Below are 21,057 nucleotides of genomic sequence, written 5' to 3'. Positions count from 1 at the left end.
TTGCAAACACAGGGGGAATAAGTATGTTGGCCGGCATCCACCATAGCCCATCGTGGAGGCCACCATCAACACGTCGCCGCTCTATAAGGCCGCCGGGGTCGATATCGACGCCGGCGAGGCTTTGGTCGATGCCATCAAGCCGCTGGCCGCCGCCACCCGCCGCAAGGGGGCCGATGCCTCGCTCGGCGGTTTCGGTGCCCTGTTCGATCTCAAGGCCGCCGGCTTTGCCGATCCGATCCTCGTGTCCTCCACCGACGGCGTCGGCACCAAGCTGAAGATCGCCATCGAGACCGGCCGCCATGACGGCGTCGGCATCGACCTCGTCGCCATGGTGGTCAACGACATCCTGGTGCAGGGCGCCGAGCCCCTCTTCTTCCTCGACTATTTCGCCACCGGCAGGCTGGAGGTCGAGACCGCGAAAAGCGTGATCGCCGGCATCGCCAAAGGCTGCGAGCAGGCCGGCTGCGCCCTGATCGGCGGCGAAACCGCCGAGATGCCGGGCATGTATGCCGCCAAGGATTACGATCTCGCCGGCTTTGCCGTCGGCGCCGCCGAGCGCGGCCGGCTGCTGCCGCAGGACGTGAAGGGCGGCGACGTGCTGCTCGGCCTCGCCTCCTCGGGCGTGCATTCCAACGGCTTCTCGCTGGTGCGCAAGGTGATCGCCGATAACGGCCTCGGTTTCGAGAGCCCAGCGCCCTTCGCGGCCGGCCACAGCCTGGCCGAACTGCTGATGGCGCCGACGCGCATCTATGTGAAGAGCTGCCTGCCGCTGGTACAGGACGGCCTGATCAAGGCGATGGCGCATATCACCGGCGGCGGCCTGGTCGACAATATCCCGCGCGTGCTGCCCGACGGCACCGATGCGATCATCGACGCCACCGGCTGGGACCTGCCGCCGGTCTTCCGCTGGCTGAAGACGGCCGGAAAGATCAACGATGCCGAGATGGCCCGCGCCTTCAACTGCGGCATCGGCCTCGTGGTCGTCGCGGCGGCCGACAAGGCCGAGATCGTCGAACACAAGCTGAAGGCCGCCGGCGAGCAGATCTTCCGCATCGGCGTGATCGAGGCGCAGGAAGACAAGGCCGCCGAGCCGATGGTATCGATGCGCAACACCGATACCGCCTGGGCCTGAGCCATGACGGCCACCGGGGCGGCTTCCGCGGCGGCCCGCAAGGCGGTCGCGATCCTGATCTCGGGGCGCGGCAGCAACATGGCCGCGCTGATCGACGCAGCCGCGGCTGCCGGCTATCCCGCCCGCATCGCGCTGGTGATCTCCAACCGCGCCAACGCGGAAGGGCTGGCCGAGGCCAGGGCGAAGGGCATCGCAACAGCGGTGATCGAGAGCAAAGGCAGGGACCGCGCGGCTTTCGACGCCGAACTGGATGCGCGGCTGAAGCAGGACGGCATCGAGATCGTCTGCCTGGCCGGCTTCATGCGGCTGCTGACGCCGGGCTTCGTGCAGGGCTGGCAGGGCCGGATGATCAACATCCATCCCTCGCTGTTGCCCGCCTTCAAGGGGCTGGACGTGCATCGCCGCGTGGTCGAGGCCGGCGCGAAGATCACCGGCTGCACCGTGCATTTCGTGGTGCCCGAGATGGATGATGGTCCGATCATCGCCCAGGCCGCCGTGCCGGTGCCCGACGGCGCCACGCCGGACGACGTCGCCGCCGCCGTACTGGCACAGGAACATGTGATCTATCCGGCCGCCCTGCGCTGGCTGGCGGAAGGGAAGCTGGCCGTCAGCGGCAACAGCGTGACGATGCGCGGCGCAGGATCGGCAGAAGGCGCACTGATTTCTCCGCGTCCGTAACCGTCACCCTCGGGCTTGACCCGGGGGCCCCATTCAATGGGATGCCCAGATCAGGTCCGGGCATGACAGACAAGAAACGAAAAAGGCCCGGCATCGCTGCCGGGCCTTTCGCATTCCGAAGTCCGGAAAGATTTAGCCGACGATCCCGTCAGCCAACAATTTCCGTGCCCGAGAAGAAGTAGGCAATCTCGACCGCGGCGGTCTCGGCGGCGTCCGAGCCGTGCACCGAATTGGCCTCGATGCTCTCGGCGAATTCCTTGCGGATGGTGCCCTCGGCCGCATTAGCCGGGTTGGTGGCGCCCATCACGTCGCGGTACTTGGCGATGGCATTCTCGCCTTCCAGCACCTGCACGACCACCGGGCCCGAGATCATGAACGAGACCAGATCGTTGAAGAAGGGCCGCGCCTTGTGCACGCCGTAGAAGGTCTCGGCCTGTGCCTTGCTCATCTGGATGCGCTTCTGGGCGACGATGCGCAGGCCGGCAGCCTCGATCTTGGCGTTGATGGCGCCGGTCAGGTTGCGGCGGGTGGCATCCGGCTTGATGATCGAGAAAGTGCGTTCCAGCGCCATGATCGGAAATCCTTTGGGTCTTGGCTAAAATTCGGTGGCGGGTATATAGAGGCTCCGTTCCGTGGCCGCAACTGCCGGCAAAGCCGCCGCCACATTTCCCGATCACCGGCCGCCCTCCCCGGCCCTCGACTTAAGTTGTTATAAATGCTGTCTTTTCGCGACCTGACCTACCGGATTGCCGGGCGTGTGCTGCTGGACCATGTCTCGGCGACGATCCCGGCCGGGCATAAAGTGGGCCTGGTCGGGCGCAACGGCACCGGCAAATCCACCCTGTTCAGGATCATCACCGGCGAGCTGCAGACCGAGACCGGCGGCGTCGAGCTGCCCAACGACTGCAAGATCGCCAAGCTGCCGCAGGAACCGCCGGGCGGCGAGCAGACGCCGCTGGCCTATGTGCTGGCCGCCGACAGCGAACGCGAGGCGCTGCTGATCGAGGCCGAGGCCCTCGAAGACGCCACCAGCATGGAGGATGCCGAGCGCATCGCCGCCGTCCACATGCGGCTGGCCGAGATCGACGCCCATTCGGCACCGGCCCGCGCCGCGGTGATCCTCGCCGGCCTCGGTTTCGACGAGGCGATGCAGAACCGGCCGCTGGACAGCTTCTCGGGCGGCTGGCGCATGCGCGTGGCGCTGGCCGGCTGCCTGTTCTCGGAACCGGACCTGCTGCTGCTGGACGAGCCGACCAACCATCTCGACCTCGAGGCCGCCCTGTGGCTGGAAGGCTATCTGAAGACCTATCCGCGCACGTTTCTTCTCATCAGCCACGACCGCCATTTCCTGAATTCGGCCATCGAGCACATCCTGCATATCGACAACACAAAGCTCGTTCTCTATCGCGGCAATTACGACACCTTCGAGACCGAACGCCGCCTGCGCATGGAACAGCAGTCGGCGTTTGCCGCGCGCCAGGCCGAGCAGCGCAAGCATATGGAAGAGTTCGTCGCCCGCTTCCGCGCCTCGGCCTCCAAGGCGCGGCAGGCACAGAGCCGCCTGAAGATGCTGGCCAAGATGCAGCCGATCGCCGCCGCCATCGAGGATCCGACGGTGATCTTCCGCCTGCCCGATCCGGAGGAGCTGCCGCCGCCGCTGATCGTGCTGGACGGGCTGATGGCGGGATACACGCCGGACCGGCCGGTTCTGCGCAACCTCGACCTGCGCATCGACATGGAAGACCGCATCGCCATGCTGGGCGCCAACGGCAACGGCAAGTCGACCCTGGCGAAAATCCTCGCCGGCACGCTGAAGCCGCAGGCCGGCCGCATCCAGCGCTCGGGCAAGCTGCGCATCGGCTATTTCGCCCAGGACCAGGACGAGGTGCTGGACGAGGCGCGCACGCCGGTCGAGCACCTGGCCGACCTGATGCCGAAATGGACCGTCGAGCAGCTGCGCACCCGGCTGGGCAGTTTCGGCCTGACCCGCGAGAAGGCGCAGACCGCCGCCGGCAAGCTGTCTGGCGGCGAGCGCGCCCGGCTGCTGTTCGCCATGGTCACCCACCATGCGCCGCATCTTCTCATCCTCGACGAGCCAACCAACCATCTCGACATGGATACCCGCGATGCGCTGGTGCAGGCGGTGAACGAATTCAAGGGCGCGGTGATCCTGGTCAGCCATGACCGCCACATGGCCGAGGCCTGCGCCGACCGCTTCTGGCTGGTCGGCGATGGCACCGTGAAGGACTTCGACGGCGATCTCGACGATTACGCCAGGCTGCTGGCCGACCGCCGTCGCGCCGCCGCCACCGTCAAGCTGAAGGGCGGCGGCAAGGGCAGCGCCGATCTTTCGGCATCCGACCGCAAGGCGGATCGCAAGGCCGCCGCCGCCGCGCGGCAGGCCCTCGCCCCCCTGCGCATCGCCGTGCAGAACGCCGAAAAGGCGATGGCGAAGCTGAATGCCGAAATGACGAAGCTGGACGCGAAGCTGGCCGACCCGAAAACCTGGGAGACGCTCTCGCCAGCCGCGCAGGCCGAGCTGCAGAAGCAGCATGCCGAGACGGCGAAAAAGGTCGAGGCCGCCGAGGAAGCCTGGCTCGACGCGCAGGCAAAGCTGGAAGAAGCTCAGGCCGAGGCGGCGTGAGCTTCACCCTTCCGCCTTCTTGACCCAGCCGCCGGTATCTTCCGACTGCTGCCAGTAGGTGAGCTGGTGGCCGGCGTCTTTCGCGCGTTTCCAGCGGCCGCGGGCAGCCTGCACCGCCGCTTCGTCATTGCCGTCGAACAGATCGCAGACCCGCGTATAGGCCGAAACATCGGCGGCATCGGCGCCATCGACCAGGAACAGCAGCTCGGCGTTGTTCGGCCGTTCGTCCTCGATGGTCAGGTAGATCGGCTGGCGGTCGCTGAACCCGTCGGCCCTGATGCCGTGCGGCAGGAAGCTGGCGCGGCCATAGGTCCACAGCTCGCTGTTCAGCTGGGCGATGCGTTCTTCCGATCCGCCCTTGACCACCGCACGCCAGCCGCGCTGTAGGGTTTTCTCCAGCAGCTCCGGCAGCACCTGTTCCAGGCGCCGCCGGGTCAGGTGGTAGAACAGCATTTCAGCCACAATACGCCCCCACATGCTCCCTGCCCGTCATGCCCGGACTTGATCCGGGCATCCCATTCAAAAATGGGACCCGCGGGTCAGGCCCGCGGGTGACGAAAGGAGACATCGGATCAGCGGTCCTCGTAATGGTCGGCAACCAGGCGGTTCAGCAGGCGCACGCCGAAACCGGTGGCGCCCTTCGGCACCGTGGCCCTGTCCTTCTTGCTCCAGGCGGTGCCGGCAATGTCGAGATGCGCCCAGGGCGTCTTGTTGACGAAGCGCTGCAGGAACTGCGCCGCGGTGATCGACCCGGCGCCGAAACCCGGGCCGGCGATATTCTGCATGTCGGCGATCGGCGACTTCAGGCCCTCGTCATAGGCATCGCCAAGCGGCAGGCGCCACAGCGGCTCGTCCTCGGCCTTGCCGGCCGCCGCCAGCCGCTCGGCCAGCACGTCGTTATTGGAGAAGAGGCCGGCATGCTCATGGCCCAGCGCGATGATGATGGCGCCGGTCAGGGTGGCCAGGTCGACCATGAACTGCGGCTTGAACTTCTCCTGACAGTACCACATGGCGTCGGCGAGGATCAGGCGGCCTTCGGCATCGGTATTCAGCACCTCGATGGTCTGGCCGGACATCGACGTGACCACATCGCCGGGGCGCTGGGCATTGCCGTCGGGCATGTTCTCGACCAGGGCCACCACGCCGACGGCATTCACCTTCGCCTTGCGGCCGGCCAGAGCCGCCATGGTGCCGACCACCGCACCGGCGCCACCCATGTCCCATTTCATGTCTTCCATGCCGGCGGCCGGCTTGATCGAGATGCCGCCGGTGTCGAAGCAGACCCCCTTGCCGACGAAAGCGACCGGCTTGCCGCCCTTCTTGCCGCCCAGCCACTGCATGACGACCAGCTGCGATTCGCGCTCCGAGCCCTGGCCGACGCCAAGCAGCGCGCCCATGCCGAGCTTTTTCATCTCGGCCTCGCCCAGCACCTGCACCTTGACGCCAAGCTTGGCCAGCTTGCGGCATTCCGCCGCCAGGCTGGCCGGATAGATCACGTTGGCCGGCTCGGTCACCAGGTTGCGGGTCAGCTCGATGCCATCGGCCAGCTTTGCCAGCGGCAGGTGCAGTTTTTTCGCCAGCGCCACGGCGTTGCTCAGCACGGTGACGGACTTGAGCGACGGCTTGTCCTTCTCCTTCAGCCGGGTGCGGTATTTGTCGAACCGGTAGCTGCCCAGCCGGGCGCCCAGGGCAGCCCGGGCGGCAGCCTCCGCGGCCGGCAGCACGGCGCCCTTCGGCACCTCGGCGGCAATGGCCAGCTCGGTCTCGCCCGACAGTGCCAGCCGGCGCACGGCATCGCCGCCCAGGGCCTCGAAGCCGGCCGGCTTCACCTCGGTCGGCTTGCCCAGGCCCGCCAGCAGCACCCGCGCCAGCCCGCCCCCCGGCACCAGCAGTTCCAGCCACTGGCCCTTCGCCCCGGTAAACCGCGGGGCCGCGGCCATGGCCCGGGTCAGCGCCCCGGCCAGCGCCTTGTCGGCAGCCTGGCCAAAGGTTCCCAGATGCCGGCCCTCGGTAACGGTGAGAACCAGGCTGCCCCGCTTGGGCATCTTGCTGTCGGCAATCTCGATTTTCATGGCATCAATCCGCTGTTTTCACCCGGGCCGGGGGCCGGCTTTCTGCCGCCACTATAGCGGCCGGGGCGGCGCCCGATCAATTGGTCGGGATGCCGCGAATCGCCGAATCTTCTTTATGGACCAAGCCCTTCTTTTCAGTTCGGGGCGGTGGCGGCAGGGCCCGGAATCGGTATACTGCCGGCCATGCGCGGGGTCACGTCCTACATCATGCGGCAGATTGCCTGGCCGCTTGTTTTCGCCACGCTCACCCTGACCGGGGTGATCTGGCTGACCCAGTCGCTGCGTTTCATCGATCGCATCGTCAACAACAACCTCGCGCTGGGCAGCTTCTTCTACCTGACCATGCTGGTGCTGCCGAACGTGACCGCGATCATCCTGCCGGTCGCCACCTTCTGTGCCACCCTCTATGCCTTTCACCGGCTGGCGACCGATTCCGAACTGATCGTGCTGTCGGCATCGGGCTTCAGCCGCTATGCCCTGGCCCGCCCCGCCCTGTATATCGGTGCCGGCGTGATGGTCGCGATGTATGCGATCACGCTGTACCTGCTGCCGCTGTCCTCGCGCACCCTGCGCGACACCCAGTACGAGTTCCGCAACGATCTGGCCGGCATGGCCCTGCTGGAGGGCGTGTTCAACACGCCAACCGACAACCTCACCGTCTATATCCGCGAACGCGAGCCGAACGGCACCATGCTGGGGGTGCTGGTGCATGACAATCGCAACACGGCTTCCCCGGTCACTATGATGGCTGAAAAGGCGACCCTTCTGCGCACCCCGGAAGGCCCCCGCCTGTATATGGTCAACGGCAACCGCCAGCAGGTTGACCCGCAGCGGCATTCCCTGTCGCTGCTGTATTTCGACAATTACAGCCTCGATCTCGATTCCTATGCCAAGAAGGAAACGGAAGGCTGGCGCGAGCCCTCCGAGCGTTTCATCACCGAGCTGTTCAGCCCCGACATGAACAACCCGTCGGATGTCAGCAACTACAACAAGCTGATTGTCGAGGGGCATCGCCGGCTGGTGGCACCGCTTTATGTGCCGGCCCTGATCCTGGTCGCCGTGGCTGGCGTGATCGGCGGGGAATATAACCGCCGCGGCCACGGCCGCCGACTTGCGCTGGGTGCCGTCGCCGCCATCACCCTGCAGGTTCTCAGCCTGGTGGTCGGCTATCTTTCGACCAAATCCACCATCCTGCTGCCGCTGATGTATATCACCCCGGTCATCTTCATTCTGGGTGCCCTGCTGCTGCTGCGCGAACCGGGCCGGGTTCTGTCGGCCAGGAGCGCCTGATGCGGCAGTCGCTGACGCTGACCCTGTATCTTGGCCGGCAGTATCTGGTCGCGATCCTGTCGATCATCATTGTCCTTGCGGTCCTCGCCTACAGCTTCGACACCATAGAATTGCTGCGCCGGGCCAGCAGCCGCGCGGATGCGACGCTGGATCTCGTGCTGCAGATGTCGCTGCTGAAGCTGCCGACGCTGACAACCAAGCTGTTTCCATTCGCCGCCCTGTTCGGCGGCATGCTGGCACTGAGCCGCCTGACCCGCTCGCAGGAACTGACGGTGGCGCGTGCCGCCGGCGTGTCCGTCTGGCAGTTCCTGTTTCCGGGACTCGCCATCACCTTCCTGCTGGGCGCTTTCGTCGTCACCGTTTACAATCCGCTGTCGGCTGCCATGCTGGCCCGCTACGAGAATATCGAGGCCAAGGTCCTGCGTGGCCGCAGCAGCATGCTGGCGCTCTCTCCCTCCGGCCTGTGGCTCCGCGAGGCCGATGCCAGCGGCCAGGTCGTGGTCCATGCCCTGCGAGCCGCGCAGCAGGGTGTCCAGCTCTACGACACGATCCTCTTCTATTATGACAGCAGCGACCGTTTCGTGAAGCGCATCGACGCCGCCACCGCCTTTCTGGAAAATGATCACTGGAGCCTGCAGCAGGCAGTGGTCAGCTATCCGGATCGCCCGGCGGAATGGCACCCGGCCATGACCGTGCCGACAACGCTGACCTTCGACCGGATACAGGAGAGCTTTGCCTCCCCCAGCACGATTTCATTCTGGCAGCTCTCGTCCTTCATCAGCACGCTGGAGTCCGCCGGCTTTTCGGCGGTACGGCACCGTCTGCATTTCTACAGTCTTCTGGCGACACCCGTCCTGCTCTGCGCGATGCTGCTGATCGCGGCCAGCTTCAGTCTGCGGCTGACCCGCGGCGGCGGCATCGGCCTGATGCTTGCCGGCGGCGTTGCCGTGGGCTTCCTGCTGTATTTCAGCGTGGAACTGATGCAGCCCTTCGGCCTGAACGGCACCCTGCCTGCTCCACTGGCCGCCTGGGCACCGACCATCGTCTTTGCCATGCTGGGTATCTCGCGGCTGTTTCATCTGGAGGACGGATGATCCGGCGCCGCCTCGCACTCCCCATCACCCTGCTATCGGTTTCGGTCTGGCTGACATCCGCCCTGCCGGCACGGGCGCAGTCCGACAAAAACCCGGCGCTGGTCACCGCCGACACCCTGAAATACGACCAGTCGCTCGGCCTCGTCACCGCGGAAGGCGGCGTCGAGCTGTCGCAGGACGGCCGTACCCTGCTGGCCGACCTGGTCAGCTACAGCGAACGCGATGACAAGGTCATCGCCAGCGGCAGCGTGTCTCTGATGGAAGCTGACGGCACGGTGCTGTTTGCCGACTACATGGAGCTGACCGGCGGCATGCGCAACGGCTTCATCCGCGATGCAGCCCTGCTGCTGTCCGACAATTCGCGCGGCGCCGCAGCCTATGCCGAACGACGGGATGGCAACCGGACCGTCCTGCGCAAGGCTGTTTATACGACCTGTTCACTCTGCGCCGAAGACCGCAGCAGGGCGCCTCTCTGGCAGTTGAAGGCAGACCGCGTCGTTCACGATCAGCAAGCCCAGGAGATCGTGTACCGCGACGCCCTGTTCGAGATGTTCGGGGTGCCGATCCTGTACATGCCCTATTTCAGCCACCCGGATCCAACCGTAAACCGGCGCAGCGGCCTGCTGCCGCCCAATTATCAGTCGGATACGTTTTTCGGCCAGGCAATCCGCATCCCTTACTATTACGTCATCGACGATTACAGTGACGTCACCATCTCGCCCATGGCCAGCACCAAGGAAGGCGGCCAGCTCTATACGGAATACCGCCAGAGGCTCGCTACCGGCGAGATCCACGCGGACGGCAGCTTCACCTCCAAGGTCGACAAGCGGGATGACAACGGCAACCGTCAGGAGGGCGAGCAGATTCGCGGCCACCTGCGTGCCAATATGGCATTCCGCGCCAATGACGACGTGACATGGGGAGCCAGCATCTTCCGGGCCACCGACGATACCTATGTCAGTCGCTACAGCATCCCTGACCGCCCGTCCTCGAATGCCCTGACCAGCCGCGTCTTTGCCGAGGCCATCAACGACCGGCATTATGCGGCGGCCAATGCCTTCGCCTTCCAGAACCTGCGAACCGGCACATCCGCGGTGGAAGAGCCTCTGGTCGCACCGATCCTGCAATATGCGGTGACAACCGAGCCCGGTGACTACGGCGGTCGCTGGAACTTCGATGTCAACATGGCTGCACTTTATCGGCAGGATGGTGCCGACAGTCGGCGCCTGTCCGCCACGACTGCCTGGTCGCAGCCCTACTTCGCGCCAAGCGGCGAAGTCTATACGGCCACGGCGATGCTGAAGACCGACGGTTACTGGCTGAACAACAGCGAGGAATCTCTGGGCGCCGCCATCAATTCCGGAAATGATGATTTCGCAGGGCGCGCCATCCCGCTTGTGGCCCTCGACTGGCGCTACCCGCTGGTCCGCGATGATGGCAGATACCGGCAACTGATCGAACCCATCATCATGGGCGTCGTTACGCCCTATGGCGGCAATCCGAAAAACATCCCGAACGAGGATTCCCTTTCCTTCGAATTCGATGAAACCAACCTGTTCAGCCTCAACCGGTATCCCGGCTATGATCGCTGGGATGGCGGACCGAAGCTGAATTACGGCCTGCGCAGCGCGGTCTACGGGCCGAGCGGCGGTTATTCCGAACTGCTGGTCGGGCAGTCCCTGCGTGCCAAAGCCGATGATACTTTCGCAGCATCTTCCGGGCTGAACGATCAGCTTTCGGATTATGTCTCCCGACTGACCGTATCGCCGGGACGCTATGTCAGCCTCGTCAACCGGCTGCGCCTCGCACAGAACAAGCAGCTAAGCGTGCAGCGCCATGAAACCAGCGTTACACTGGGAACCGGCCAGACAAACCTGTCAGTTGCTTATGGAAAACTTGGGCCGACCGCTTTCCTGGCCGATTCCGAAGAACGCGAGGCCGCATCTCTGTCCACCCGCCTGCAGCTGAGCCAGTACTGGAGCACTGAATTGCGGCATACCCGCGACCTCGGCGATGAGGGCGGTTCCCTGCTCAATTTCGCCGGCCTGCGCTATACTGACGAATGCTTCGACATCATGCTGTTTGCGCAGCGCACCTTCACCATCAACCGGGATATCCAGCCGACGACGACCGTGGGCCTGCGCTTCCGCATTGCGACTTTCAACTGAGCCGATCATGAAACGCCTGACAGCCGTTACAATCCTCATCGCCTGCATCGGCCTTCTGCCGCTGTGCCGCACCGCCATGGCCCAGCAGCAGAACCAGGACCTGCAGCGCATTGTCGCCCTGGTGAATGACGATGTCATATCCATGCGGGATCTGGTCGAGCGGTCACGCGTCATCATGGTGACTGCGCGACTGCCCGATAACGCCGAGGTTCGCCGGGCCGTGCGCGACCAGGCCATGCGCTCGCTGATCGACGAACGCCTTCAGATGCAGGAAGCCAAGAAACGCGGCATCAGTGTTTCGCAGGAAGAAGTCGATGCCGCCATTGCCCGCCTTGAGGAGCAGAACCGGATTCCGGCCGGGCGGTTCGAGGACTTCGCCATCCGGGCGGGAATCGACCCCGCCATCATGATCAGCCAGATTCGTGCCGAACTGACCTGGGCCCGCATGGTACGGTCCCGCCTTGCCGCGACCACCGTGGTCACGGACCAGGAAGTCGATGAGGCGGTGGCCAAGCTGAAGGCCTCGGCCGGACAGACCGAGGACCTGCTGTCGGAAATCCTCATTCCGGTCGATTCCCCCGATCAGGAAGAACCGCAGCGCCAGGCTGCCGAACGCATCATCGAGCAGCTGCGCAATGGCGGCGCAAGCTTCCCGGCACTGGCCCGCCAGTTCAGCCGCGGCACCACCGCCTCGAATGGTGGCGACATGGGCTGGGTAACCCGGGGAACCCTGCCGGAAGAAACCGAAGCGGCCGCCGCCCGCCTGCAGAAAGGCGATATCTCGGCCCCCATCCGCACCATTGGCGGCTACCAGATCATCGCCCTGCGCGACCGGCGGCGCATCGCGCTGCCGGGTGCCGAAGAAGCCAGGGTCACGCTCAAGCAGATTCTGCTGCCCCTGCCCGCCAATGCCAGCCAGGGCGATATCCAGTCAACGCTCGACCTGGCGCGCACCGTCCGGCCCGGCATCCGCGGCTGTGACGATATCGAGCCGCTGGCCGCCCAGCTGAAGGCCCCGGGTTCGGGATCGCTGGGCACCCTGCGCCTTGCCGATCTGCCGGAGAATTTCCGGCAGGCGGTCGGCAGCCTGAAGGTGAACGAAACCTCCGACCCCGTCGCCACCCCCCGGGCGGTTCACCTTTTCACGCTCTGTGCCCGCGAGGAACCCGACGCCTTCGACCGGAACCAGATTCGCCAGCAGCTGCTGATCCGCAAGGCGGAGCAGCTGTCGCAGCGCTACCTGCGGGAATTGCGGCGCGATGCCACCATCGAGTTCCGCTGAACCCGGCATCCGCCCGGCCGGCCTGCCGCTGGCCGTCACCATGGGCGAGCCGGCCGGTATCGGCGGCGAGATCGCCCTGCAGGCCTGGCTGCGCCGCAACACCGACCGCCTGCCCGCGTTTTTCCTGCTCGACGATCCGGACCGGCTGGCCGCGCTGGCCGCGCGCCATGGCTGGCAGGTTCCGCTGCGACCGGTCGCCACCGCCGCCGAGGCTGCCGGTATCTTTCCCGAATCCCTGCCGGTGCTGCCGGTCCGGCTGCCGGCCGCCGTCACGCCCGGACATCCGGACCCCGCCAATGCCGCCGCCGTTCTGGCGGCAATCGAGCGCGCCACCACGCTGGCCCTGTCTGCCGAAGCCGGCGCGGTCGTGACCAACCCGATCCACAAGGCCGCCCTCTATGGCGCCGGCTTCCGCTATCCGGGCCATACCGAATTCCTTGCCGCCCTGTGCGGCAATGTCACCCCGGTGATGATGCTGGCCTCCGACCGACTGCGCGTCGTGCCGGTAACCATCCATGTCTCGCTGCGCCGGGCCATCGACCTGCTGTCGGCCGACCTGATCGTCGAAACCGCCCGGATCACGGCCGCCGACCTGCGCGAAAAGTTCGGCATCCCGCAGCCGCGGCTGGCCATCGCCGGCCTCAACCCCCATGCCGGCGAGGCCGGCAGCATGGGGGAGGAAGATGCCGCGATCGTGGCGCCGGCTGTCGAACGGCTGCGCGCGGAGGGGCTGGATGTCGCCGGACCGCTGCCGCCCGACACCATGTTCCATCCCGCCGCCCGCGCCGGCTACGACGCGGCCATCTGCATGTATCACGATCAGGCGCTGATCCCGATCAAGACGCTGGATTTCGACAGCGGCGTCAACGTGACGCTCGGCCTGCCGATCATCCGCACCTCGCCCGACCACGGCACGGCCTTCGACATTGCCGGCCAGGGCATCGCCCGCGCCGACAGCCTGGTCGCCGCTTTGCGCATGGCCGGCGACATGGCCCTGCATCGCCAGCATGTCCGCAGCCATTGAGGCCCTGCCGCCGCTGCGCGAGGTGATCGCGCGGCACGACCTGGCGGCGCGCAAGGCGCTGGGCCAGAACTTCCTGCTCGACCTCAACCTCACCCGCAAGATCGCCCGCGCCGCGATGCCATGGACCGGCGCCACCGTGATCGAGATCGGCCCCGGCCCCGGCGGCCTGACCCGCGCCCTGCTGCTGGAAGGCGCGCCGGCGGTGGTGGCCGTGGAACGCGACGAGCGCTGCCTTGCTGCCCTGGCCGACCTGGTAGCGGCAGCGGACGGGACATTGCGGCTGCATCCCGGCGATGCGCTGGAAACCGATTTCGCCGCCCTTGCCCCGCCGCCCTGGCAGGTGGTGGCCAACCTGCCCTACAACATCGCCACGCCGCTGATCCTCGGCTGGATCGCCCGGGCGGAGTGCTTCAGCCGCATCACCGTGCTGGTGCAGAAGGAAGTGGCCGAACGGCTGGCGGCTCCGCCGGGCGGCAAGGATTACGGTCGGCTGGCGGTGGCCGCGCAATGGCGCTGCAGCGTGCGTCTGCTGTTCGATATCGGCCCGAAGGCCTTCGTGCCGCCGCCGAAGGTCACGTCCACCCTGGTTGAACTGGCCCCGCGGCCGGCGCCACTGGCCGAGGCCGACCCGAAGAAGCTGGAGCGCGTGACGGCGGCCGCCTTCGGCCAGCGCCGCAAGATGCTGCGCGCCGCCCTGAAGGGCCTGTGGCCCGATGCCGATGCAAAGCTGGCTGCCGCCGGCATCGATCCGACCCGGCGGGCGGAAACCCTGTCGATCCCGGAATTCTGCAGCCTGGCCCGGCTGCTGTGATCAGCCGCCCTCGCGCAGCCGCTTGACGAAATCGACCAGCCCGAGGCCGCGATGGCGCTTCAGGCGTTCGGCACGCAGGATGGCGTAAACCTGTGCCAGGCAGCGGTCGACATCGTCATTGATCACGATGTAGTCGTATTCGGCCCAGTGGCTGATCTCGTCGGCGGCCTTGCCCATCCGCTTGGCCACCACTTCGGCCGGGTCCTGTGCCCGGGTATGCAGGCGCTTTTCCAGGTCACGCATCGAGGGCGGCAGGATGAAAACGCTGACCAGATCGTCGCGGGCCCGCTGGCGCAACTGCTGGGTGCCCTGCCAGTCGATGTCGAACAGGATGTCCTGCCCCGCCGACAACCGGCGCTCGACCTGCTCTTTCGGCGTGCCGTAGTAATAGTCGAACACCTTGGCATGCTCGAGCAGTTCCTGCCGGTTCACCATCAGGCCGAAATCCTCGGTGCTGATGAAGTGATAGTGCTTGCCGTCTTCCTCGCCCGGGCGGCGCTGCCGCGTGGTGACCGAAACCGACAGGTGCAGGTCGCGATCCATCTCCAGCAGCCGGCGGGAGATCGTGGTCTTGCCCGCGCCGGATGGCGAGGACAGCACCAGCATCAGGCCGCGGCGGGCAATCTCGGCGGGGGTGACGGCATCGGTCATGGCAGCGCCGTCCCTATTCCACGTTCTGGGCCTGCTCGCGCAGGCGGTCGATCACCAGCTTCAGGTCAAGGCCGGTGGCGGTCAGGGCCGCATCGAAGGCTTTCGAGCAGAGCGTATTGGCTTCGCGGTTGAATTCCTGGGCCAGGAAATCGAGCTTGCGCCCCACCCCGCGGGCATCGCCGGCAACGATCAGGCTCCGCACCGCCCCGACATGGGCGTCGAGACGATCGAGTTCCTCGCGCACGTCCAGCCGGGTGATCTGCATGGCCAGCTCCTGCGCCAGCCGGTCCTCGCTGACCGGCGGCTGCAGCGCCAGCAGGTCGTCGAGCTGCTGGCGCAGCCGGCGGCGCAGCGCCTCGGGCCGCACCGCTTCGGTCTCGCGGGCCTTCCCGGCCAGAGCGGCGATCTCGTCGAGCATGCCCCCCATCAGCACCGCCAGCTTGCCGCCCTCGGCGGCACGGCTTTCCACCAGCCGGTCCAGTGCCTGCGCGAAGCCGGCCTTCAGCGCGGCCTCGAATTCCTTGCGGGCGGTCTCGTCCTCGGCAGTGGCGACCGGCTCGACCACGCCGCGTACGGCAAGCAGGCCGTCCAGCCGCGGCGCGCCCACACCCCGGCTTTCCAGCCGGGCCGACAAAGCCAGCAGCTGGTCGAGCAGTCCTTCATTGAGCCGGTAGGCCGGGCCGGCATCGGCTGCCTCGGCGACCTGCAGGTTCAAGGTGATGTTGCCACGCACCAGCCGCGCCTGGGCCTGGGCCCGCAGCTCCGCCTCCAGGCTGTCGAAACCCGGCGGCAGCCGGAAGCGCAGTTCCAGCCCGCGGCCATTGACCGATTTCAGTTCCCAGATCCAGGTCTTGCCGGCCGCACGTCCATCGACGCGGGCGAAGCCGGTCATGCTGATCAGCGACACGGTTCCCCCAAGGGTGTTAATTTGCGCCGAACTATAGTGGCAAACGCGCGGAGGGTCGAGGCTAAGGCATGGCAGAACAACCCCTTTCAGGCATCCTGATCACTGGCGCCTCCAGCGGCATCGGCGAGGCGCTGGCCCGTCTCTATGCCGGCCCGGGCATCCTGCTGGCCCTGACCGGCCGCGATGCCGGACGACTCGACGCCGTGGCGGCTGCCTGTCGTGCCGCCGGTGCCGAAGTCGACGCCCGCACGGTGCCGGTCACCGATACGGCTGCCATGAAGGCTCTGGTGGAGGAGACCGCGGCCCGCGGCCGACTCGATCTGGTGATCGCCAATGCCGGCGTGTCCGGCGGCTTCAGGAGCTGGGAGACGTTCGACTCATATGTCCGCAGCATCACGGCCGTGAATATCGACGGGGTGCTGAACACGGTGAACCCGGCGATTCCGGTGATGGTGCGACAGGGCGGCGGCCAGATCGCCATCGTGTCCTCGATTGCCGGCCTGCTCGCCATGCCCGGCGCAGTGCCCTATTCCTCGACCAAGCATTTTGCCCGCGCCTATGCGGAAGAACTGCGCGGCCGGCTGGCACCGGAGGGCATCCGGGTTTCGGCAATCTGTCCGGGCTTCGTGGTCAGCCGCATGACCGACCGCAACAAGTTCCCGATGCCGTTCCTGATGGAGACGGACAAAGCAGCCCGCATCATCCGCGACGGACTGGCAAGGAACCGCGGCCGCATCGCCTTCCCCTGGCCGATGCTGGCCATGGTGCGGCTGCTGGGTCTGCTGCCCTATCCGCTGCTGGACCGGCTGCTGCGCCGGGCACCGGGCAAGGACTGACCCGGCTGCCTACTGTTTCTGGCTGGCCCGCCAGGCTGCCACATTGCGCAGATGCTGCTCATAGGTTTCGGCAAAGGTGTGACCGCCCTTGCCGCTGGCGACGAAATACAGAAAGCCGTGCATCTCCGGATGCAGCACGGCCAGCAGGCTGGCCCGTCCCGGATGGTTGATCGGCGTCGGCGGCAGACCGTCGATCGCATAGGTGTTCCATGGCGAGGGCTGCGCCAGATCGGCACGGGTCAGCGGCCGGTCACGCTCCGGATCGCCCTTCGTGATGCCGTAAAGTACGGTCGGGTCGGCCTGCAGCCGCATCCCGCGTTTCAGGCGGTTCAGATAGACGCCGGCAACCCGCGGCCGCTCGGCTTCCAGCGGGGTTTCCGCCTCGACGATAGAGGCGAGGATCACGGCCTGCTCCGGGCTGTCCAGCGGCAGGCCCGCATCCCGCTTCGGCCATTCCGCCGCCAGCAGGGCCTGCTGTGCCCTGTGCATGCGCGCAACCAGGTCCGCACGGCTGTCGCCGCGGATGAAATGATAGGTCTCCGGCAGCAGGCTGCCCTCCGGCACCGACAGCGCCGGCCAGTTGCCGGACAGGGTGTCGGCGCCCTCCACGAGCTGCCGGATGGCAAGACTGCTCAGCCCTTCGGGTATGGTCAGCCGGTGTACCAGCACCCTGCCCGCCGCCATGCGTTCCAGCGCCGCCCGCGGCGTCTCCCCCGGCGGGAAGGCGTATTCGCCGGCCTTCAGCTGCGCGGCCAGGCCAGTCTGCCAGGCTGCCAGTTCCAGCAGACGGGCTTCCCCGACCACGCCGGCCCGCTGCAGGTCGCGGGCAATGATGCCAAGGCCGGCGCCGCGCGGAACAAGCACGACGGTTTCATCATGCAGTGGCCCCGGTGCATCCAGCCAGGACAGGAACCAGACATAACCGCCGGCACAGGCCAGCAGCACCGCCAGCATGACCGCCAGCAGGCTGCGGATCGCCGCTTTCATCGGAAGGGTTTAGGCGTCGTACCGCTTCAGCACCAGCGACGCATTGGTGCCGCCGAAGCCGAAGGAGTTCGAGAGAGCCGCCCGCACATCGCGCTGTTTGGCCTTGAGCGGTACCAGGTCGAGTCCCTCGGCCTCTTCGGTCGGGTTCTCGAGATTCAGCGTGGGCGGCACGATGCCGGTCTTGACCGCCAGGGTCGAGAAGATCGCTTCGACCGCACCGGCAGCACCAAGCAGATGGCCGATGGCCGACTTGGTCGACGACATCGACAGGCTGGCCACGGCATTGCCGAACAGCCGCTTCACGGCCTTCAGCTCGATCTCGTCGCCCAGCGGCGTCGAGGTGCCGTGGGCATTCACATAATCGATGTCGGAGGGCTGCAGGCCGGAGCGCTTCAGCGCCGCCTGCATGCAGCGGAAGGCACCGTCACCGCTCTCGTGCGGTGCAGTGATGTGATAGGCATCGCCGGACATGCCGTAGCCGACCACCTCGGCGTAGATCTTGGCGCCGCGGCGCTTCGCATGCTCAAGCTCTTCCAGCACGACGATGCCGGCACCCTCGCCCATGACAAAGCCGTCGCGGCCCTTGTCCCAGGGGCGCGAGCCGGCAGCCGGATTGTCGTTGAAACCGGTCGACAGGGCGCGGGCGGCGGCAAAGCCGGCAACGCCGAGCGGACCGATGGTCGCCTCGGCACCGCCGGCAACCATCACATCGGCATCGTCCCACATGATGATGCGGGCCGCATCGCCGATCGCATGGGCGCCGGTCGAACAGGCCGTCACCACGGCATGGTTCGGGCCTTTGAAACCGTATTCGATGGAAACATGGCCGGAGACGAGGTTGATCAGCCGGCCCGGCACGAAGAACGGGCTGATGCGGCGATGGCCCTTTTCCTTGAGGGTGATCGCCGCTTCCTCGATCCCGTTCAGGCCGCCGATGCCCGAGCCGATCAGCACGCCGGTGCGGCAGCGCTGCTCCTCGTCGGCCGGCTCCCAGCCGGAATCCTGCACGGCCTGCTTCGCCGCCGCCAAGCCGTAGACAATGAAGTCGTCGACACGCTTGCGTTCCTTGGCTTCCATCCATTCGTCGGGATCGAAGGCATCGGCCCGATCCGGGAAATCCGCCTTCAGCGGCACCTGGCCGGCAATGCGGGCCGGCATTTCGGATGCGTCGAACCGGGTGATCGGGCCAAGGCCCGACTCACCATTGATCAGCCGGGTCCAGGTCGCTTCAACGCCGCATGCCAGCGGCGTGACGAGGCCGAGGCCGGTGACGACGACACGACGCATGGCGAAACCTTTCGCGACAGGATCGGACGGAAGAAACTGGCGGCGGCGTCCGCAGGACTTACGCTGCGGAGCGCTCCTTGATGAAGTCGATCGCGTCCTTGACGGTCAGGATCTTCTCGGCCGCGTCGTCGGGAATCTCGACGCCGAATTCCTCTTCGAACGCCATCACCAGCTCGACCGTGTCCAGGCTGTCCGCGCCCAGGTCATCGATGAAGCTGGCAGTCTCGGTAACCTTCTCTTCCTCGACGCCCAGATGCTCGACGACGATCTTCTTCACGCGCTCAGCAATGTCGCTCATTTCCTAAGTCCTTGTGGTTGTGGCTGCCCGCGCCGTCCGAAACGGGGGCAGCCGGCAGATGGGGGCCTCCCTTAGCATAGAAACCCCGCGCTTCCAAGACGTTCCACCGAGGGCGGAACGGCCGATTCCATGCCGGATTTCCGGCTTAAATCATGGCCATACCGCCGTTTACATGCAAGGTCTGGCCGGTCACATAGGCCGCTTCCTCCGAGGCCAGATAGACCACCGCGGCGGCGATTTCCGGGGCCTGGCCGAGTCGGCCGGCCGGAATTTTCTGGGAAATCACGTCTTTCTGCTGGTCGGTCAGAACATCCGTCATTGCCGTCTGGATAAAGCCGGGGGCGACGCAGTTGGCCGTGATGTTCCGCGAGGCGACTTCCTGGGCCAGCGACTTGGTCAGGCCGGTCAGGCCGGCCTTGGCAGCGGCATAGTTCAGCTGGCCCGGATTGCCGGTCGCGCCGACCACCGAGGTGATGCTGACGATGCGGCCCCAGCGGCGCTTCATCATGCCTTTCAGCGAGGCCCGGGCCAGCCGGAAGGCGGCCGAAAGGTTGACGTCCAGAACGGTCTGCCAGTCTTCATCTTTCATCCGCATGGCAAGGCCGTCGCGGGTGATGCCGGCATTGTTCACCAGGATGTCGACCTGGCCCATGGCGGCTTCGGCCTGGCCCACCAGGGCATTCACCGCCTCGGCATCGGCGAGATTGCAGGGCAGCACATGGGCGCGGCCGCCGAGCTTGCCGGCCAGGTCCTGCAGCACCGCCTCGCGGGTGCCGGACAGGGCCACGGTGGCACCCTGGGCATGCAGTGCCTCGGCGATGGCGCCGCCGATGCCGCCGGTGGCGCCGGTGACAAGGGCGAATTTACCGGTCAGATCGAACATGCAGTCTGTCTCCTTGCTGAGGCCTGCTGCTTACAGGCTTTTCGCCCAGGCTTCCAGTTCGGCCGGCGCGCCGACACTGGTCCCTTCGACTTCCTTGTCGATGCGCTTGATCAGTCCGGCCAGCACCTTGCCGGAACCGAGCTCGACGATCTGGCCGACGCCCTGTCCCTTCAGCCACAGCATGCTCTCGCGCCAGCGCACCAGACCGGTCACCTGCTGCACCAGCAGCTTGCGGATGTCATCGGGATCCGACTCACCCTTCGCCGTCACGTTCGAGACCACAGGCAGCTTCGGCGCGGTCATCGTCACCCGGCCCAGTGCCTCGGCCATGGCATCGGCCGCAGGCTGCATCAGGGCGCAGTGGAACGGCGCGCTGACCGGCAGCAGCATGCCCCGCTTGACGCCCTTGGTCTTGGCCAGCTCGATCGCCCGTTCGACGGCGGATTTTTTGCCGGAGATCACCACCTGGCCGCCGCCATTGTCGTTGGCACAGCCGAGCACATCGCCCTGGGCAGCCTCGGCCACCACCTGCTGCGCCAGGTCGAGTTCGGCCCCCAGCAGGGCGGCCATGGCGCCCTCGCCCACCGGCACGGCTTTCTGCATCGACTGGCCGCGCAGCTTCAGCAGGCGCGCGGTATCGGCAACCGACAATGCCCCCATGGCGCAGAGCGCGGAATACTCGCCCAGCGAATGGCCGGCGGCGTAACTTCCTTTGGCGGCAAAGTCGACGCCGAAATCCTTCTCGGCAACACGCACGACAGCCAGGCTGCAGGCCATCAGGGCCGGCTGGGCATTCTCGGTCAGGGTGAGATCCGCTTCGGGGCCACCGAACATCAGGGCCGACAGCTTCTGCGACAATGCGTCGTCGACTTCCTCGAAAACCTGACGGGCCGTGGCGAAAGCCTCGGCCATATCCCTGCCCATGCCGACAGCCTGGCTGCCCTGGCCCGGAAACACGAAGGCGCGACTCATATGCAAAAGCTCCCGATTGCGACCGGCCCCCGGCGGGGTGG

At 66.4% G+C, this 21,057-nt stretch carries 20 protein-coding genes; 10 read left to right on the top strand and 10 right to left on the bottom strand.

Going from position 1 to position 21,057, the window contains the following annotated elements; all coding sequences use genetic code 11:
- The first annotated feature begins 52 nt into the window (after window positions 1–52).
- Window positions 53–1,132: a phosphoribosylformylglycinamidine cyclo-ligase gene (gene purM, locus ACEQZY_RS04965; protein WP_370152730.1), complete on the top strand. Its 1,080-nt coding sequence runs from the start codon at window positions 53–55 to the stop codon at window positions 1,130–1,132.
- A 3-nt stretch (window positions 1,133–1,135) separates the two neighbouring features.
- Window positions 1,136–1,810 (top strand): phosphoribosylglycinamide formyltransferase, encoded by a 675-nt coding sequence (gene purN / locus ACEQZY_RS04960; RefSeq protein ID WP_341702362.1) that lies wholly within the window; start codon window positions 1,136–1,138, stop codon window positions 1,808–1,810.
- 148 nt (window positions 1,811–1,958) lie between these two features.
- Here the strand turns inward: purN and ndk are convergent, their stop codons facing one another.
- Window positions 1,959–2,381, bottom strand: a complete 423-nt coding sequence (gene ndk, locus ACEQZY_RS04955; protein WP_341702363.1) for a nucleoside-diphosphate kinase — start codon at window positions 2,379–2,381, stop codon at window positions 1,959–1,961.
- A gap of 144 nt (window positions 2,382–2,525) precedes the next feature.
- Between ndk and ACEQZY_RS04950 the strand changes: the two genes are divergently transcribed.
- Window positions 2,526–4,454, top strand: a complete 1,929-nt coding sequence (locus ACEQZY_RS04950) for an ATP-binding cassette domain-containing protein (RefSeq protein ID WP_370152728.1) — start codon at window positions 2,526–2,528, stop codon at window positions 4,452–4,454.
- A 3-nt stretch (window positions 4,455–4,457) separates the two neighbouring features.
- Here the strand turns inward: ACEQZY_RS04950 and ACEQZY_RS04945 are convergent, their stop codons facing one another.
- Together ACEQZY_RS04945 and ACEQZY_RS04940 are read right to left on the bottom strand one after the other, a co-directional pair.
- Window positions 4,458–4,931: a DNA polymerase III subunit chi gene (locus ACEQZY_RS04945; protein ID WP_370152726.1), complete on the bottom strand. Its 474-nt coding sequence runs from the start codon at window positions 4,929–4,931 to the stop codon at window positions 4,458–4,460.
- Between the two features lie 95 nt (window positions 4,932–5,026).
- Window positions 5,027–6,526 (bottom strand): leucyl aminopeptidase, encoded by a 1,500-nt coding sequence (locus tag ACEQZY_RS04940; RefSeq protein WP_341702366.1) that lies wholly within the window; start codon window positions 6,524–6,526, stop codon window positions 5,027–5,029.
- 183 nt (window positions 6,527–6,709) lie between these two features.
- Here ACEQZY_RS04940 and lptF point away from each other — a divergent pair, with 183 nt between their 5' ends.
- The 6 genes from lptF to rsmA are packed head-to-tail and all read left to right on the top strand — an operon-like array spanning window position 6,710 to window position 14,195.
- Window positions 6,710–7,816, top strand: a complete 1,107-nt coding sequence (lptF, locus tag ACEQZY_RS04935; RefSeq protein ID WP_341702367.1) for an LPS export ABC transporter permease LptF — start codon at window positions 6,710–6,712, stop codon at window positions 7,814–7,816.
- Complete coding sequence (gene lptG / locus ACEQZY_RS04930) at window positions 7,816–8,910, top strand: LPS export ABC transporter permease LptG (RefSeq protein ID WP_341702368.1); 1,095 nt, start codon at window positions 7,816–7,818, stop codon at window positions 8,908–8,910. Before lptF ends, lptG begins: the two co-directional genes overlap by 1 nt.
- Complete coding sequence (locus ACEQZY_RS04925) at window positions 8,907–11,078, top strand: LPS-assembly protein LptD (RefSeq protein ID WP_370152723.1); 2,172 nt, start codon at window positions 8,907–8,909, stop codon at window positions 11,076–11,078. The genes lptG and ACEQZY_RS04925 overlap by 4 nt, the downstream gene beginning before the upstream one ends.
- Before the next feature lie 7 nt (window positions 11,079–11,085).
- Complete coding sequence (locus ACEQZY_RS04920) at window positions 11,086–12,360, top strand: peptidylprolyl isomerase (RefSeq protein ID WP_341702370.1); 1,275 nt, start codon at window positions 11,086–11,088, stop codon at window positions 12,358–12,360.
- Window positions 12,338–13,384, top strand: coding sequence for a 4-hydroxythreonine-4-phosphate dehydrogenase PdxA (pdxA, locus tag ACEQZY_RS04915; protein ID WP_341702371.1), 1,047 nt, complete (start codon window positions 12,338–12,340; stop codon window positions 13,382–13,384). Before ACEQZY_RS04920 ends, pdxA begins: the two co-directional genes overlap by 23 nt.
- Complete coding sequence (rsmA, locus tag ACEQZY_RS04910) at window positions 13,368–14,195, top strand: 16S rRNA (adenine(1518)-N(6)/adenine(1519)-N(6))-dimethyltransferase RsmA (RefSeq protein ID WP_370152720.1); 828 nt, start codon at window positions 13,368–13,370, stop codon at window positions 14,193–14,195. Before pdxA ends, rsmA begins: the two co-directional genes overlap by 17 nt.
- Here rsmA and gmk read toward each other — a convergent pair whose 3' ends face one another.
- Together gmk and ACEQZY_RS04900 are read right to left on the bottom strand one after the other, a co-directional pair.
- Window positions 14,196–14,846: a guanylate kinase gene (gene gmk / locus ACEQZY_RS04905; RefSeq protein ID WP_370152718.1), complete on the bottom strand. Its 651-nt coding sequence runs from the start codon at window positions 14,844–14,846 to the stop codon at window positions 14,196–14,198.
- Window positions 14,847–14,859: 13 nt separating this feature from the next.
- On the bottom strand, window positions 14,860–15,753 hold the full coding sequence (locus tag ACEQZY_RS04900) for a YicC/YloC family endoribonuclease (protein ID WP_370152716.1): 894 nt from the start codon (window positions 15,751–15,753) through the stop codon (window positions 14,860–14,862).
- A 68-nt stretch (window positions 15,754–15,821) separates the two neighbouring features.
- Between ACEQZY_RS04900 and ACEQZY_RS04895 the strand changes: the two genes are divergently transcribed.
- Window positions 15,822–16,589: an SDR family NAD(P)-dependent oxidoreductase gene (locus ACEQZY_RS04895; RefSeq protein ID WP_341702375.1), complete on the top strand. Its 768-nt coding sequence runs from the start codon at window positions 15,822–15,824 to the stop codon at window positions 16,587–16,589.
- A 9-nt stretch (window positions 16,590–16,598) separates the two neighbouring features.
- Here ACEQZY_RS04895 and mltG read toward each other — a convergent pair whose 3' ends face one another.
- The 5 genes from mltG to fabD form a co-directional block, all read right to left on the bottom strand.
- Complete coding sequence (gene mltG, locus ACEQZY_RS04890) at window positions 16,599–17,576, bottom strand: endolytic transglycosylase MltG (protein ID WP_341702376.1); 978 nt, start codon at window positions 17,574–17,576, stop codon at window positions 16,599–16,601.
- Between the two features lie 9 nt (window positions 17,577–17,585).
- Window positions 17,586–18,863: a beta-ketoacyl-ACP synthase II gene (gene fabF / locus ACEQZY_RS04885; protein WP_341702377.1), complete on the bottom strand. Its 1,278-nt coding sequence runs from the start codon at window positions 18,861–18,863 to the stop codon at window positions 17,586–17,588.
- A 58-nt stretch (window positions 18,864–18,921) separates the two neighbouring features.
- Entirely contained in the window at window positions 18,922–19,161 is a 240-nt protein-coding gene (locus tag ACEQZY_RS04880) for an acyl carrier protein (protein ID WP_341702378.1), read from the bottom strand.
- Window positions 19,162–19,306: 145 nt separating this feature from the next.
- Window positions 19,307–20,044, bottom strand: coding sequence for a 3-oxoacyl-[acyl-carrier-protein] reductase (fabG, locus tag ACEQZY_RS04875; RefSeq protein WP_341702379.1), 738 nt, complete (start codon window positions 20,042–20,044; stop codon window positions 19,307–19,309).
- A 30-nt stretch (window positions 20,045–20,074) separates the two neighbouring features.
- On the bottom strand, window positions 20,075–21,016 hold the full coding sequence (fabD, locus tag ACEQZY_RS04870) for an ACP S-malonyltransferase (RefSeq protein ID WP_370152713.1): 942 nt from the start codon (window positions 21,014–21,016) through the stop codon (window positions 20,075–20,077).
- Between the last annotated feature and the right edge of the window lie 41 nt (window positions 21,017–21,057).

It is taken from the genome of Ferrovibrio sp. (assembly GCF_964218355.1).
Lineage (GTDB): Bacteria > Pseudomonadota > Alphaproteobacteria > Ferrovibrionales > Ferrovibrionaceae > Ferrovibrio.
The sequence above is the reverse complement of the archived record's forward strand: the minus strand, read 5'-3'. Positions and strand labels throughout refer to the sequence as shown.